This is a genomic window from Gordonia sp. GN26 (assembly GCF_054823965.1).
Map to the genome: position 1 here is coordinate 1 of NZ_JSYC01000099.1, position 15,425 is coordinate 15,425.

The 15,425-nt window shown below is 67.3% G+C and carries 15 protein-coding genes and 1 tRNA gene; 5 read left to right on the plus strand and 11 right to left on the minus strand.

Features of this window, described 5'->3' with window-relative positions; genetic code table 11:
- Positions 1-35: 35 nt before the first annotated feature.
- From OK17_RS18025 to OK17_RS18040, 4 genes are all read right to left on the minus strand, one after another.
- Positions 36-1,325 carry a family 1 glycosylhydrolase gene (locus OK17_RS18025; RefSeq protein ID WP_461418275.1) on the minus strand — a complete coding sequence of 430 codons (1,290 nt, stop codon included), beginning with the start codon at positions 1,323-1,325 and terminating at the stop codon, positions 36-38.
- Between the two features lie 32 nt (positions 1,326-1,357).
- Positions 1,358-2,302, minus strand: coding sequence for an esterase/lipase family protein (locus OK17_RS18030; RefSeq protein WP_232718712.1), 945 nt, complete (start codon positions 2,300-2,302; stop codon positions 1,358-1,360).
- Between the two features lie 63 nt (positions 2,303-2,365).
- Entirely contained in the window at positions 2,366-2,797 is a 432-nt protein-coding gene (locus OK17_RS18035) for a DUF5994 family protein (protein ID WP_154882737.1), read from the minus strand.
- A gap of 292 nt (positions 2,798-3,089) precedes the next feature.
- Positions 3,090-3,165: transfer RNA gene (locus OK17_RS18040), tRNA-Ala, on the minus strand.
- Between the two features lie 90 nt (positions 3,166-3,255).
- Here OK17_RS18040 and OK17_RS18045 point away from each other — a divergent pair.
- A complete protein-coding gene (locus tag OK17_RS18045) occupies positions 3,256-4,005 on the plus strand; it encodes a hypothetical protein (RefSeq protein ID WP_461418276.1) in 750 nt (249 codons plus the stop codon).
- Positions 4,006-4,084: 79 nt separating this feature from the next.
- On the opposite strand, the gene sepX is transcribed toward OK17_RS18045, so the two are convergent.
- The 5 genes from sepX to OK17_RS18070 form a co-directional block, all read right to left on the minus strand.
- Positions 4,085-5,320, minus strand: coding sequence for a divisome protein SepX/GlpR (gene sepX, locus OK17_RS18050; protein WP_461418277.1), 1,236 nt, complete (start codon positions 5,318-5,320; stop codon positions 4,085-4,087).
- A gap of 126 nt (positions 5,321-5,446) precedes the next feature.
- Positions 5,447-6,100, minus strand: coding sequence for an SIMPL domain-containing protein (locus tag OK17_RS18055; protein WP_461418278.1), 654 nt, complete (start codon positions 6,098-6,100; stop codon positions 5,447-5,449).
- A 70-nt stretch (positions 6,101-6,170) separates the two neighbouring features.
- Positions 6,171-6,827, minus strand: a complete 657-nt coding sequence (locus OK17_RS18060) for a GNAT family N-acetyltransferase (RefSeq protein ID WP_006867731.1) — start codon at positions 6,825-6,827, stop codon at positions 6,171-6,173.
- Between the two features lie 38 nt (positions 6,828-6,865).
- Positions 6,866-8,170, minus strand: coding sequence for a molybdotransferase-like divisome protein Glp (gene glp, locus OK17_RS18065; protein WP_232718720.1), 1,305 nt, complete (start codon positions 8,168-8,170; stop codon positions 6,866-6,868).
- Positions 8,171-8,281: 111 nt separating this feature from the next.
- Entirely contained in the window at positions 8,282-9,223 is a 942-nt protein-coding gene (locus tag OK17_RS18070) for a UTP--glucose-1-phosphate uridylyltransferase (RefSeq protein ID WP_232718721.1), read from the minus strand.
- A 134-nt stretch (positions 9,224-9,357) separates the two neighbouring features.
- On the opposite strand from OK17_RS18070, the gene OK17_RS18075 reads away from it, so the two are divergent.
- Positions 9,358-9,936, plus strand: coding sequence for a 5-formyltetrahydrofolate cyclo-ligase (locus OK17_RS18075; protein ID WP_461418279.1), 579 nt, complete (start codon positions 9,358-9,360; stop codon positions 9,934-9,936).
- Between the two features lie 100 nt (positions 9,937-10,036).
- On the opposite strand, the gene OK17_RS18080 is transcribed toward OK17_RS18075, so the two are convergent.
- Positions 10,037-10,360, minus strand: a complete 324-nt coding sequence (locus tag OK17_RS18080) for an FmdB family zinc ribbon protein (RefSeq protein WP_232718723.1) — start codon at positions 10,358-10,360, stop codon at positions 10,037-10,039.
- A gap of 247 nt (positions 10,361-10,607) precedes the next feature.
- On the opposite strand from OK17_RS18080, the gene OK17_RS18085 reads away from it, so the two are divergent.
- Complete coding sequence (locus tag OK17_RS18085) at positions 10,608-12,158, plus strand: alanine/glycine:cation symporter family protein (RefSeq protein WP_232718724.1); 1,551 nt, start codon at positions 10,608-10,610, stop codon at positions 12,156-12,158.
- Positions 12,159-12,248: 90 nt separating this feature from the next.
- Here OK17_RS18085 and nhaA read toward each other — a convergent pair whose 3' ends face one another.
- Entirely contained in the window at positions 12,249-13,547 is a 1,299-nt protein-coding gene (gene nhaA / locus OK17_RS18090) for a Na+/H+ antiporter NhaA (protein ID WP_461418280.1), read from the minus strand.
- A 222-nt stretch (positions 13,548-13,769) separates the two neighbouring features.
- Here nhaA and OK17_RS18095 point away from each other — a divergent pair, with 222 nt between their 5' ends.
- A complete protein-coding gene (locus tag OK17_RS18095) occupies positions 13,770-14,441 on the plus strand; it encodes an SAF domain-containing protein (protein ID WP_461418281.1) in 672 nt (223 codons plus the stop codon).
- Positions 14,442-14,651: 210 nt separating this feature from the next.
- A partial coding sequence (gene mscL, locus OK17_RS18100) for a large conductance mechanosensitive channel protein MscL (protein ID WP_461418282.1) occupies positions 14,652-15,425 on the plus strand: 774 nt, incomplete at its 3' end.

Sequence of the window (15,425 nt, forward strand, 5' to 3'; positions counted from 1 at the left end):
TGGGTTTGCCGAAAAGGGGTGGGTTTGCGGAACACTCAGCGAACGGTGGCGGGCTCGGCGCAACTGTCGGTGACGTCGACCAGCGAGCACGGCACCGGCAGTCGCGTCGGCCGATATCCGGCCGGCACTCCCCCGGCTCGGGTGATCTCCCGGTACGCGGCGACGGCGTCAGTGGGTCGTCGTGTCAGCGACGGGTCGCGTTGCGCGTCGACGGTGTAGAGACCGAAGCGCGAGTCGAAGTCGCCCCACTCGTAGTTGTCGGTGAGGCTCCAGTAGTTGTACGAGCGCACGGGGACACCGTCCTGCTTGGCGCGCTGCAACCAGTACACGGTGTCGCGCAGGTGATCTGCACGCCGGTAGCCGTCCGGGCGTCGACCGTCCGGGCCGGTGGCCAACCCGTTCTCGATGACGCGGATCGACTTGCCCGGGAACTGTCGCGCCACGTGCCGGAGCACGTAGTAGATGCTCTCCGGGGCTTGCGAGCTCTTCCAGAAATCGCCGAGGGCCCCGTAGGCGACCGAGGCATCGGTGACCGAGAACGAGTAGTAGTGGTCGATGCCGACGAAGTCGAGGGTGTCGCTCATCCGTTGCGGGAAGACCGATTCCAGCCATGGTTGCAGACCCACGATCGGGTAGTACGCGAAGTTCGACGATACCTGTGCACCCGGTTGCACCCGGTGGATGTGCCGGTAGATGGCTCGATGAGCCGTAACGATGCCGTCGGCCATCCGGCCCACGTTCTGCGGTGCGAGCCCGCCGTACTGGGCTTCGCGCCGAACATACTCGGTGGGTTCGTTGAAGGTGATCCACAGCGGGTCGGCCCAGGCATACCGGTCGACGACCCGAGCGGCGAACGCCACGGTGTCGTCGGTCATGCCGGGACGGTTCCAGCCACCGAGATCCACTGCCCACCCGGGATGCACCCAGTGATTGAGGGTGATCATCGGCCGCATGCCGGCGTCCACGACCTTTCGGATCACGCGGTCGTAGAACGCCCAGCCGGCCGGATCATCGCGCCCACGCGTGGGTTCGACCCTCGACCACTCCACCGATGTGCGGTAGATGCCCACGCCCAGCGACGCCGCGCGGTCGATGTCCTCGTCGTAGCGGTGGTAGAAGTCGACGGCGTTGCCGACGGGCTGATCCACCCTCCCCTGCTTGCCGTATCGCAGCCAGTTCGAATCGCGGTTGTATCCCTCCGACTGGAAACCGGATTGGGCGACGCCGAACTCGAAGTCGGGTCCGAGCGGGGGAACCGCCGCCCGCGCAGGCGAGGTGACACCGGCGATCACGAGCCCTGCCGCCGCCGCGATCACGATGGTCATGACTGCGGGACGTACACCTCTGCGCACGATGCTCAGAACGGGCTACCGGTGAACGGCGCGACGCGTTCACAGGGCACGCGGCGCGGGTGTTCCGGGTCGAGCGCATTCAACACAAAGGTCGCTGTGCGTCGCGACCCCGCCATACCCGCATGCTCGGTGTAGTCGACCGAACATCCATCCTGCACAACGATGTTGCGGACATTCTTGCCGCCCGGAGGCAGTCCGTACCAATACGGGACGACGAGTTCGTCGTAGCGGGTGGCGATGTTGGTGTACTGGATGCCCGGCTCGTAGTAGCCGCCGTCCGCGACCTTGCGCAGGAACGCTGCACCGGGATCGAGGTCGAAACACGCCTGGCACAACGGGACCTGGTCGGGTCGCACGCCGAGTCCCCGGACGAACGGGCCGATGGCATCGGCGGCGGCGACGGTCGTTCCACGCCAGACCGGAGCCAGCGAGACGTACTTGCCGACGTGGTCCTTGCCGCCGAGGTACTTGACGTAGTAGGCCGGGACCACGGTCCCCTGCGAGTGCCCGATGATGTCGACCTTCGACGCACCGGTGGTGCGACGTACCTTCGTGACGAAATCGCCCAGCTCGCGCGCGCTCTCGGACATGAGGCCCATCCCGCCGATCGCGCTGATCGGCCACGGGGCTCCCTTGATCGCACCGTAGGTCGTCGTGAAGACGCAGTAGCCCTCGTTCTTCAACAGCGGGACATACGTTCCCCAGTTGGTCTGCTGCGATCCCCCGGTTCCGTGCACGAGGATGACCGGGTTGGGATGACGGGGTGACGGCTTGCAGTTCCAGTCGTTCGCCCCGGGCAGCGAGCCGCCCGGATTGGTGAGTTCTCCGGGGATACCGGAGAGGAAGTTGTAGGTGACGGGTAGGTCGGCCCGCGCGGGTGCGGCGGTGGCGACGAGCACTCCGGCCAACGCCGCCACGACCAGCCCCAACAGCAGCTTCGAGGTCCTCATGGCTGGAAGCTAACAAACCGGTCTGCGCCGGGTGGGGCGTTTGACGCAGACCGTTGTGGCCGGTCAGCTCTTGGGCGAAGCCAACGACCGCGCGGCCAGCTCCAGAATCCGTTCGCCCCGACGGAATTCGAGCGAATGCAGCTGACTGTCCGGGGCGACGGTGTTGCTGGCCTGACGGAGCAGGATCGCGGCCAACGACGACGCGGTCCGCGGCGGGATGACCAGTAGCGTCACGTCGACTCCGCCGGCGGTCAAGGTGATCAACGGCGGTGTCATGGGTGAGTCCGGGGAGTCCAGGCCCGGGATACGACGAAAGCTGGTCCAGTTGACATCCATGCCGGTGACGTCGCCGATCTGCGATCGGGCCGCTGCGAGAAGACCGGGCAACTCGTCGGCGAGCTGGAGCGTGTACGGGTACCAGGCACCGCCGATCGGAGCCGACGGATCGACGCCGAACCGCACGCGGGGCGGCCCCAGGAGCGGCGGGGCGCTCATCGACGGACCGCTTCGACGGTAGCGATACTGCGGATCTCGGAGATCACATTCCCACCTGACGTGTTCATCAGACGGAGAGTGGAGGTGTCTACTGTCTGACACCGGAGAGGCCGACAGCAGCCTGTCGGGTGTTCGAACCGGATGACTCAACATTACCCCGGTGGCGTCTCGGAGGATCGTCCGGCGCGGTCCTTCGGGCCGGTCATCCGGCTCGTAACCGACACGAATCGATCCGTGGGCGGACCGAGAACGAGTTCGAGGGCCCCGGCGCGATGCCGGAGCCCTCGATCTGTGGTGGAGCTAAGGGGAATCGAACCCCTGACCTACTCGATGCGAACGAGTCGCGCTACCAACTGCGCCATAGCCCCGGACGGTCGTCATGCGACCAACCGGGAGCCACTTTAGCAGCCCCACCGCGGTGGATCCCAAACGCCCGGACTCATGGCTAGGCTGGGCCGGTGCCTCGGATGTCTGATCAGCAATTGGCCGGTGTTCTCAGCAACGTCGTGGGGGTGATCAACCCCGTTCTCGACGTGCTCGCCGAACGCGACCCGCTCGGCCTCAAGGGTCATACCTTCCATGACCACGACCACCCCGATTCCCGCATCGAGCAGGCCCAGCACGCGGCCGCGAAGCTCCTCGACGTCGCCGACTGGCCCGGCACCAAGGGCTGGAGCGAGCGGTCGCTGCACAAGCGTGCGAGCTGGTGGGTGACCCGCATCGGAACCCTCAACACCACCGCGGTCGCCTTCCCCGGGGTCTTCGGCATCTGGGCGAAGCGCCTGCCGATCACGCCATACCTGGGATTCGCCAACCAGGCGATGGTGCTCGTCGCGATCGCCCGCGAGTACGAGGTCACCGACCGTGGCCGTCAGGTCGCGCTGCTGGCGTCGGTCCTGTGCGGACGGGAGATCTCCACACCTGATCTGTCATCGGAATCCGGTGCTCCCCTGCCCAGCGAACCCGAGGAACGCAAGAAGTCGTTGCTCGGCGGGATCTGGGATGCCGCAAAGCTGCTGCGTGCCGTCGACGACGAGTTCGAGAAGCGGCCGCAGCCGATGGTCCTGTTCCGCATGCTCGGGTACATCCCGGTCATCGGAGCGCCGGCAACCTACCTCGGTGAGCGGTTCGCCCTCTCGACGGCCGCCAGACGCGGTCAGGCATGGCTGGACAAGCACGGGAAGACGTCACTGACCACGGGACGCTGAAACGCTCGCCTACTCAACCGGCGAAGTCTGTTGGCCGAGTAGCGCCGACCGAGCGGAGCGAGGACGCCGCGTATCGAGGTCAGCCGACCCGGCGGTACTCCAGGTCCTCGCGGTCCATGCGGCGACGCTGGAACGGCGGCAGGTGGTCGAACACGGGGTCCTCGTCGTCGATCTCGAGAACCACTGCGCCACCGGGACGCCGCAGACGCGGGGGCGGCGGGGCGGCGGCGAACTCGGGCACTGCGGCGGCGCGTCGACGACGCTCTTCCTCCGCGCGTTGCGCACGCTTGGCGCGGGCGAGTCGCTGAGCCCGGATCTGCTGCTCGACCTTCACCGCCCGACGCAGGTACGCGAGGTAGCCGACCAGCATGAGTCCGACGACACCCGTGACGACCCAGCCGGGCGTCCCGATCAGGAAGCCCGACACCAGCGACAGGACGAACAGCACGAACAGACCCAGCGTGACCCGCTGACGCTCGCGGTACTTCAGCTCGCGTTCCTTCTCCGACGAGTAGACGCTGCGTCGAACCCGTTCGGACTGCGGCTTACGCTCCGCCGGCCGTTCGTCTTCGAGTTCGTCGACGACCGACTGCGGTTCGGCCTCGGTGTGCCGGGACGCGCGGGCGTAGTCGTCGTATTCGTCCTCGTCGAGATCGTCGGTCGCGTCCTCGTACTCGGCTTCGTCGTCGTACTCGGCCTCTTCGTCGTACTCCGCCTCTTCGTACTCGGCTTCGTCGTCGTACTCGGCGGCTTCCGAATCGTCTTCGTACTCGGCCTCTTCGGAGTCCTCGTACTCGGAATCCTCGGAAACCCCTGCCTCGGATTCCTCGGTGTCGGTCTCCTCGGCCTCGTCGACCAGGTCGTCATCAGCCTCGGCGGTCTCGGCGGTTTCGTCGTCCTCGACATCGTCGGTCTCGTCGGCGACGTCCTCGAGGTCGGTGTCCTCGGCGTCGGCCTCATCCGTGGCCTCCACGGTCGGCTTCTCCGCCTCGACATCGACGACGCGCTGGACCTTCGTCGTGACGTCGGTGTCCTCGGTCTCGGTGGCGGTGTCGTCCTCGACCTCGTCGACCACGGCGGTGGTGGCGGTCGCCTTACGGGAGGACTTCCACGACGGGTCGTGCGGGTGGCGGGCCGACGAGCGGCGTCGCGCGGTCGACGGCGCCGTCGCGCGGGAACCGCCGCGGTGTAGCAAGCGCGTCTTCTTCGCGGCCTCGGTCGATTTGAGGATCTGGGGACGACCCTTGATCACCATCGGGACCAGCACGAAGAGCCAGACCGCGACGAGACAAACCCACAGTACGGAGTTGGGCATGCGACTCTCCCTTCATTCACTCTGGTCACACGAGGCCACTCCACAATCTAGGGCCCGAAAGTCCCAGTTCCGCGCCGACGCGCCGGAGCGCGAACATGTCGGCGCGGATTCACATGCCGCTCTCAGTCACTCGGCGCGAAAACGCGCGTCCACCGCGACGCGGATCTCGATGTCATCGGCCCGCATTTCGAGGCTCGGCGACGGCGCAGCTCCCGGGATGGCGGCACTCATCACCCGCCCGCGCGGTGACGGGGCATGGTCGACCATGCCCGGGTCCGACAGGAGAGTCGGTATCACCGGCCCGCGTCCCACGGCGTCGGAGTAGGCCTGCGCCTTGGCGATTGCGTCCTCGACCGCCTCCCGACGCAGCTCGCGTTCGTGTGCGCGGCGACTGGTCTCGTGGACGTCCCAGCGAACGTTTTCGACCGCCACCCCTTCTTCCCCGGACCAGGTGTCGATGAACTCCGACAGCTTCTCGAAGTCCACGAACTCGGCGTCGAGGCGAATGCGGGTGTTGTACATCGGGTCCCGCGGCTCTCCGTCCCGCGAGTAGGCCCGGGACGAGTACACCCGTACCGATTCGGCGGTCCACCGGTTCACCGCACCGGTCGACTCGAGTTCGGCGAGAGCACCGGTGATCCGCGAATGCAGTGCCACCGCAGCCTCGTACACGGCAGCCTTCACGGGACCTTCGAGATGGACGGCGAGATCGATCACGCCGCGTTCCGGGGCATACCGACCGCGCGCATTACCGCGAACCACGATTTCGAGATCAGTCATGCCGCCAGCTTATTCGGCGGCACCGACGGATTCGGGCAGCGTCAACTGTTTCGGGCTGGGCTGCGACGCGTCAGCGGAAGGACGCCCGACCAGAACGGACCAGCGCCTCGGCCGCCGACCCGACGACCTCCTCGGCCGTCAGCGCGAACAGCATGTGGTCACGCCAGCGCTTGTTGACGTCCATGTACCGGACCAGCAGGCCTTCCTGCCGAAAACCGATGTTCTTCAACACCTTCTGGGAGGCCTCGTTGGCCGGCTGCACCGTCGCGTCGAGGCGGTGCAGCCCGACCGGGCCGAAGCAGTGGTCCACGCCGAGCGCGACGGCCGCCGTCGCGATGCCCTGCCCGGCGTGCGCATTGTCGACCCAGTAGCCGATCCACGCACTGCGCACGGCTCCGCGCTGGATGTTGCCGACCGTCAGCTGGCCCACGTACTGGTCGTCGAGCTCGATCACGAACGGCAGGATGGTGCCGCGCTTGGCCTCCGACTTCAACACCGCGAAGAGCGGCGGCCACGACGCAGGCTGATGGCGGTCCGCCCAACTCCCGACGCCGGTGGGTTCCCACGGCAACAGCGAGTTCTGGTTACGTATGCGCAGTTCGCTCCAGGTCTTGCCGTCGCGGACCTTGACCGGGCGCAACGTGACCGTCCCGGCCTTGGTGCGCAGCGGACCGAGGGTCGCCGGCCAACCCGGGCTGCCCCCGCTTCCGCTCAACCACCTGAACACGATGAGTCAGTTTAGGCGCATCAAGGGTCTCGACGGGGTCAGCCGCGCTGGGCGAGGAAGGCGACCTCGACCTCGTCGCCGGTACTCATCTCCTCGACCTCGGGGTCGACCATGATCAGACAGTTCGCCTCGGCGAGTTCGGCCAGCAGGTGCGACGAGCCGGTCGGCGACGCGCCGAGCACCTGGACCAGGTAGTCCCCGGTCCGTTCGTCGCGCATGAGCTGCCCGCGGAGATACCCCTTGCGACCGCGCACCGACGCGATCGGCCCGATGGTGCGGGCCTTGATCACCCGACGCATCGGCTGCCGCTTGCCCAGCGCGATGCGGATGAGAGGGCGCACCATCACCTCGAAGGTGACCAGAGCACTCACCGGGTTCGCCGGGAGCAGGAAAGTCGGCACCTCGTCGCGACCGAGGCGGCCGAAACCCTGTACCGAGCCGGGATGCATGGCGACGCGGACGATCTCGAGTTCACCGAGGTCGGCGAGGGCGTCCGCGATGGCCTTCGACGCGCTGCCGCCGACCGCGCCGCAGATCACCACGATCTCGGACCGGATGAGCTGCGCCTCGACGACCTCACGCATGCGGGAGGCGTCGCGCTCGGCGATGCCGACCCGGTTGACATCGGCGCCGGCGTCGCGCGCGGCGGCGGCGAGCGCATAGCTGTTGACGTCGTAGATCTGTCCCGGTCCGGGCGTGCGGTCGATGTCGACGAGTTCGCTGCCGACCGAGATCACCGACAGACGCGGACGCGGGTGCACCATCACACGGGACTGTCCGACCGCGGCCAGCAGACCCACCTGGGCGGGACCGATGATCGCACCGGCCCGGACCGCGACGTCACCGGGCTGGACGTCGTCGCCGACCCGGCGCACGTAATTGCCGCTCTCGACACCGTGACCGACCTTGACCTTCTGGTCGCCGCCGTCGGTCCAGCGCAGCGGCACCACCGCGTCGGCGAGCGTCGGCATCGGCGCACCGGTCTCCACGCGCACGGCCTGGCGCGGTTGCAGCCGGGTCGGGGTGCGCGACCCCGGGCCCACCTCCCCGACCACCGGCAGCGACACGATCATGGGCTCGCCCGCTTCGAGGTCGACGAGCTCGGCACCGTTCGGATCGAACTCCTCGAGATCCTCCGGAGCCAGAACGCCGGCCAGGGCCACGTCGACCGCACGCACCGCGTAACCGTCGATGGCCGCCTGATCGAAACCCGGCATCGGATGCTCGGTGACCACTTCCTCCGCGCACATCAGACCCTGCGCCTCGGAGATCGCGACACGCACCGGCCGCGGCGCCACCGCGGCGGCGGTCACGAGCGTCAGATGATCTTCGACCGACCGCATCTCACCGCACTTCCCGCACTGCTCGAAACACCCGCACTGCTCGATACACCACAGACAAACGGTATCGGGCCCGCGCGCCGGAACGGCCGAGGCGCGCGGAAGCCCCGACGATCAGCTCTCGGCGAGACGCTTCTCGAGCCACTCCCGCAGATCAGGGCCGTAATCGTCGCGGTCGAGCGCGAAGTCGACGGCGGCCTTGAGGTAGCCGCCGGGGTTGCCCAGGTCGTGGCGGGTGCCGCGATGGACGACGACGTGGACGGGCTCACCCTCCTCGATGAGAAGAGCGATGGCGTCGGTGAGCTGGAGTTCGCCGCCCGCGCCCGGCTTGATCCGACGCAGCGCGTCGAAGATCTTGCGGTCGAGGATATAGCGGCCGGCCGCGGCGAGATTCGACGGCGCGTCCTGCGGCTCCGGCTTCTCGACCATGCCCTTGAGCTTCATGACGTTGGGGTTGTTGGCGTCGGGCAGCGGCTCGACGTCGAAGACGCCGTAGGCGCTGATGCGGTCCTCGGGGACCTCGATCGCACACAGGACCGAACCGCCACGACGCTCGCGCGTGCGCGCCATGACCTCCAACACGCCACCGGGCAGGACGAGGTCGTCGGGCAGCAGAACGGCGATGGCGTCCTCGTCATCGTCGAGGCGGTCCTCGACACACCCGACAGCGTGGCCGAGGCCCAGGGGCTTCTCCTGGACGACCGAGGCGACCTCGAGCAGGTTGGGCGCCTTGCGGACCTTGGCCAGCATCGCCTCCTTGCCGCGCTTGGCGAGGGTGTTCTCGAGGACGAGGTCCTTCACGAAGTGCGCGACGACGCCGTCCTTGCCCGGCGACGTGACGATCAGGAGCCGCTCCGCGCCGGCCGACTTGGCCTCCTCTGCGACCAGCTCGATACCGGGGGTGTCGACCACCGGCAGCAGCTCCTTGGGCACCGTCTTGGTGGCGGGTAGGAAGCGCGTCCCCAGCCCGGCAGCCGGGACCACCGCGGTGCGCGGGATCGGCGGGGTGTTGGGTACCGATTCGTACTCGCTGAAGCCATCTTTGGACGCAGTCATGGAACCACCCTAGGACAGGTGTCCCCGAGCGGCCGGACAGACAGCAGTGACTCAGACCTCACCCGAACCGGGGTCGAGGTCCGATACAGTTCGGGCGTCGGCGAGCCACCCACGGCATGAAGGACGGTCGCGTCGTGCGAACCCTGAAGGACCGGCGGCGAGAGGAAGCCGCGAAGCGTCGGTCGACCATGACGGCGGCCGCGCGCGAGCGGGCTGCCGAAGACCTCGCCGAGTGGATACACACCTGCCCGTTCCGCCTCGAATACGACGTCACGGTCGCCGCCTATGTGCCCGTCGGCGACGAGCCTGGTTCGACGGCGATGCTCGACGCGCTTCTCGACCGGGGCGTGACGGTGCTGCTGCCGGTGGTCCCGGACGGCGAACCCGCCCCACTCGACTGGGCCCGCTATACCGGTCCCGGTTCTCTCGCCCCGGGGCGATGGGGTCTGCTGGAACCTACCCACGACCGTCTCGGTGTGCCCGCGATCCGCGCGGCGTCGGTGATCTTGATCCCCGCCCTGTCGGTCGACAAGACCGGGGTCCGTCTCGGCCGCGGCGCCGGGTATTACGACCGCACCCTCGTCGGGCTGTCCGCGGACCTCGTGGCCGTCGTCTACGACGAGGAGCTCGTCGACTCCCTGCCCGCCGGCGATCACGACGTCGCCGTCGGCTGGGTGCTCACCCCGGGCGGCGGATTCCAGGAGCTGGGCTGATCGAAGACAGGTTCTGAGACAACAAAACCTGGGCGGGTCCGTCCGGTGAATTCCGGAGGCGATCCTGCCCAGGTTCGGCTGTGAAGTTGTGCGCGACCCGTCAGGCGGGCGTGGCGGCCTTGCTGTCGCTCTTGGTGGTGCTGCTGCTCGAGCCCGACGACGACGAATCCGACGAGGACGAGGAGCCGCTCGACGACGAGCTGTCCGAGGACGAGGACGACGACGAGGTGTCCGTCGAGGACGACCCCGATCGCGAGTCGGTGCGGTAGAAACCGCTCCCCTTGAACACGATGCCGACCGAGTTGAACAGCTTGCGCAGGCGACCGGTGCACTGCGGGCATTCGGTCAACGAGTCGTCGGAGAACGACTGGACGATGTCGAACTTGTTGTCGCACTCCGTGCAGGCATATGAGTAGGTGGGCACCTGAACCTCCGAAAGTCAGTAAACGCTGACAAGTGTAACCGATTTTGGCACTCACTCATTCCGAGTGCTAATCGGGTGTGGTTTCGCCGGAGATCGAGGACTCGGATCCCGCCTTTTCCCGACCTCGTCGAGACGATCCGGTCGGATTGGGGCAAAGTGTTTTCTCACGTCGGTCACGCAGCGGTCGTTCTCCTGACAAACTACCGCTTGTCCCGACGACGCCAGCCAACACCTTCACTGGAGTGCGATGACCGACTTTCTCACCAAACTCAACGACATCATCTGGAGCGATCCGCTGGTGTACCTGTGCCTCGGCGCAGGCGTGTTCTTCTCACTGCGGTCTCGATTCCTACAGGTCCGCCACATCCCGGAGATGATCCGCGCGATGATCCACGGACACAGCTCACCGGACGGGGTGTCCTCGTTCCAGGCGCTGATGATCTCCATCGCCGGTCGCGTCGGCACCGGCAACATCGCGGGCGTCGCCACCGCCATCGCCTTCGGCGGGCCGGGTGCGCTCTTCTGGATGTGGCTCGTGGCGTTCCTCGGAGCGTCGACCTCGTTCGTCGAATGCACCCTGGGCCAGATCTACAAGACGCGTGACCCGCTGACCAACGAATACCGCGGCGGACCGGCGTACTACTTCAGCAAGGCATTCGCCCACACCAAGTCCTCGAAGTTCTTCAAGGTCTACGGCCTCGTCTTCGCGGCGGTGACGGTGCTCGCATGTGGCATCCTGCTGCCCGGCATCCAGTCCAATTCCATGACCGTGGCGATGAGCCAGGCCTGGGACGTCGCCGACTGGGCCGTCGCGATCGGCATCGTGATCGTCCTGGCGTTCGTCATCATCGGCGGCGTCAAGCGCATCGCCACCTTCGCCTCGATCGTCGTGCCGTTCATGGCGGTCTGCTACATCCTGTTCGCCCTGGTCGTCGTCTTCACGAACGCCTCGCAGATCCCCGAGGTGTTCCGCCTGATCTTCTCGAGCGCCTTCGGTACCGACGCCGTGTTCGGCTCGATCATCGGCGCCGCGATCATGTGGGGCGTCAAGCGCGGGATCTACTCGAACGAGGCAGGTCAGGGCACCGGCCCGCACGCCGCTGCCGCCGCCGAGGTCTCCCATCCGGCCAAACAGGGTTTCGTCCAGGCCTTCGCGGTCTACATCGACACTCTGTTCGTCTGCTCGGCCACCGGCTTCCTCATCATCACCACCGGCGCGTACCGGGTGTTCGAAGGTGAGAGCGCCAGCGGTGCGGTCCTCGGCGAGGGTGGTCTGCTGCCCAGCGATGTGAGTGTCGGCCCGACTTTCGTGCAGGTCGGATTCGACAGCATGTGGAGCGGCGCGGGCTCGACGTTCGTCGCCATTTCGCTCGCGTTCTTCTGCCTGACCACGATCATCGCCTACTACTACATGGCCGAGACGAACCTACGGTTCCTCATGGGCCAGTCGTCGACGATCTACATCCGCCCACTGCGCAGCACCCTGGGAGCCAACCTCACGCTGCTCCTGCAGGCCGCGATCCTGATCTCGGTGGCCTACGGGGCGGTCTCCACGGCCGAGGACGCCTGGACGCTGGGCGACATCGGCGTGGGCCTGATGGCCTGGCTGAACATCCTCGGCATCCTGGTGTTGCAGCAGCCCGCGTTCAAGGCGCTGCGTGACTACGAACGGCAGAAGAAGCAGGGCAAGGACCCGATCTTCGACCCGGTCGCACTCGGCATCGTGGGTGCGACGTTCTGGGAGACCTACGACCCCGACGCCAACAGTCGCCCCAAGGAAGAGATCACCAGCTCCTGAGCCGATCGGCTTTCCGGCCGACGAAGCCGTCCGAACGACGAAAGAGCCCGGGACCCCACGGTCCCGGGCTCTTCTCGTCCACTGCCGTGGCTATCCGCCGATGACGTCGCGGTTCATGTCGGGGATGTTGTCACGGTTCATGTCGGCATCACGTGCCTGGCGGGCGTCCCAGCGCAACAGCATCGCGGCGAGTGCCGCCGAGATGACCGAGCCGGCGAGGATGGCCGCCTTCGCTGCTGCGGCGTGGTCGTCGGATCCGCCCTCGAAGCTGAGTTCGGAGATGAGGAGGGCCACGGTGAATCCGACGCCGGTGAGCATGCCGATCGGCAACAGGTCCCGGATACCGATGGCATCAGGAAGCCGCAGCGGCGTGAACTTCGTCATCAGCCAGGTCGATCCGAGAACGCCGACGAGTTTGCCGACGACGAGTCCGAGAACGATACCGATCGACACGGGCTGCACGATCGATCCCTCGCCGCCGATCACGGTGACGCCTGCGGCAGCGAACGCGAAGACCGGGAGCGCGATGGCCGCCGAGTACGGGCGCACCGCTTCGTCGAGCCGTTCCGTGCGCGGGATCTTCTCACCACGGATCGCGACGGCGGGCACGACGAAGCCGAGCAGCACACCCGCGACGGTGGCGTGCACGCCGGATGCGTGCATGAGGGCCCAGGCGACGACGCCGACCGGGATGAACAGCGGCCAGAGCCGCCACGAGCCCCGCACCAGGACGGCGAACAGGGCAACCACGACGAGTGCGCCGCCGAGCATGACGAAGTCGATCTCGTCGGTGTAGAAGGTCGCGATCACGACGATGCCGAGCAGATCGTCGACGACGGCCAGCGTGAGCAGGAACGTCCGCAACGGCATCGGGAGGCCGCGACCGAAGATCGCGAGGACGGCGAGCGCGAAGGCGATGTCGGTGGCGGTCGGGATCGCCCAGCCGCGAAGGCCTTCGGGGTCGCCGAGGGCGACGACGACCACGTAGAAGAGTGCAGGGGTGACCATGCCGCCCACTGCTGCGGCGATCGGCACCCCGGCGAGCTTCAGATCGCGCAGGCCGCCGGCCACGAACTCGTGCTTGAGCTCCACACCGACGACGAAGAAGAAGATCGCCAGGAGTCCGTCAGAGGCCCAGTGCGCCAGCGACAGATCCAGATGCATGAAGTCGGGTCCGACCTCGGTGTGCAGCAGCGACGCGTAGCTCTCCCGCCACGGCGAGTTGGCCCAGACGACGGCGATGGCCCCGGCGATGAGCAGTAGGACACCGCTGGTGGTGTCGAGCGCGGCCCACTGCCTGAGTCGGTCACGCCGCCCGGGAGCGTGCGATTCGGCGTGACTCGTCGGTCGCTGATCCGTCGGCTTGTCGGTCGGTGGCAGGTCCGTCATGAAGCTCCTCTGTTCGCAGGGCACACGCATGCCCACATCACGCCACCCGGGACCGGGCAACGGCCGACCAGACTTCCCGGCACACCATGATTTGTTCGTCGGTAACCCTATCCGAGGACTCTCACGACGGCGGACTGTGGACAGTCGGCCACCCACCACCGGACGGTCCACAGCGATACCTCGGACCCGCGTTCGGAGTGGTCAGCGCCCTACAGTCCGCATATGCCACCCACCCGGACGTCGCTTCCGCTCGACCGACTCGGCCCACGCCTCCGCGATCGGCTCGGCTCCGCACTGCGGCCCGGGTGGATGCGCAGTCTGGCGGTCCGACGCCTCGTCGCGGTTGCCCTCGTCGTCGCGGCCGCCGTGATCGCTCTCGCCGGGACCCGAGCGGACGGCGAGTTCGAAGTGCTCGTCGCGGCTCGCGATCTGCTACCGGGGCAGGTGGTCGCCGCCGATGATCTGGCTACTCGGCTCGTCGCGGGAAGCACGGTTCCCGCGGGCGCCATCTCCGACACCGAGCTCGCAGCCGGGCGGACCGTCACCGGACGGGTTCGTACCGGCGAGATACTGACCGACACCAGGCTGCTGTCCTCGCGGCTGCCGGCCGACCTGACCGGCGTCGACGACGCGCGCCTCGTACCGGTCCGGTTGTCCGACGAGGCGGTCACGTCGCTGCTTAGACCCGGTGACGTGGTCGACGTCCTGACCGACTCCGAGGAGGTTCTCGCCCGACGCGCCGTCGTGGCGATGCACACGGGCCAGGACTCGCCGACCGGCTTCTCCGCCGGTCGCAGCACGGTGGCACCGGTTCTTCTCGCGATGGATGTCGCTGCGGCGCATCGAGTAGCGGCTGCCGGGCTGGACTCCTCACTGGCCGTGGTCCTGCACTGAATTCACGCGCTGATGCCCTGCACCGGACGGATGCCGAATCGGACATGACAGCAGCCTTCAGCCACGACACTCCGGAAGATTCAAGGCAAATGGATCGGATCGTTCACGATCCTGGATAGGGTAGTACGAGTTCGCACAGCAAATGTTTTTGCACCGACTGAGACCGAATCACCGAAACAAGAGCGGAAGACCAAGGAGAGGCCGCACACCGTGCTCAAGGGATTCAAGGACTTCATACTCAAGGGCAACGTCGTCGAACTGGCTACCGCAGTCATCGTCGGTGCGGCCTTCACCGCGATCGTGACCGCGTTCACCGACGGCATCGTCCAGCCGATCATCAACGCGATCCCGGTCGGCTCGGATGCCGCTCAGGGACTCGGCTTCCAGATCACCGACAACAGCTCGACCTTCGTCGACATCGGCAGCGTGATCACCGCCGTCATCAACTTCCTGATCATCGCGGCGGTCGTGTACTTCATCATCATCCTGCCGTACAACAAGCTCGCGGAGCTGGGCGGCTTCGGCAAGAAGTCCGAGGTCACCGAGGTCGCGCTGCTGACCGAGATCCGCGATCTGCTCGATCCGGAGGGGACGTCGAAAGCCAAGGCCGAGGCGGAGAGCGACCTGCCGCCACACCTGTCCGAGCCGGCTGCGCCGGCCGGCGAGGCATACGCACCCCAGTCGGGTCCGCTCGCGCCGTACGAGTCGCCGTCGGGTGCCGGTACCACGCAGCGCATCTCGGCTCCCCCGCAGTCGGGCCAGCCGTCCCAGCAGGGCTCGTCGCATCAGGGCCCCTCGCAGTCGGGACCGCAGGCGTCGCCGCTGTACGGCTCGCCGCAGGGCCAGCCCGGCGGCCCGGGAGGCCAGCCGTACCCGACACCGCAGCCGGCTCCGGGCAACTACCCGCCGCCCGGTAACTACCCGCCTCCGGGCAACTACCCTCCCCCCGGCTCCCAGTACCCGGGCGAGCAGTACCCGGGCGAG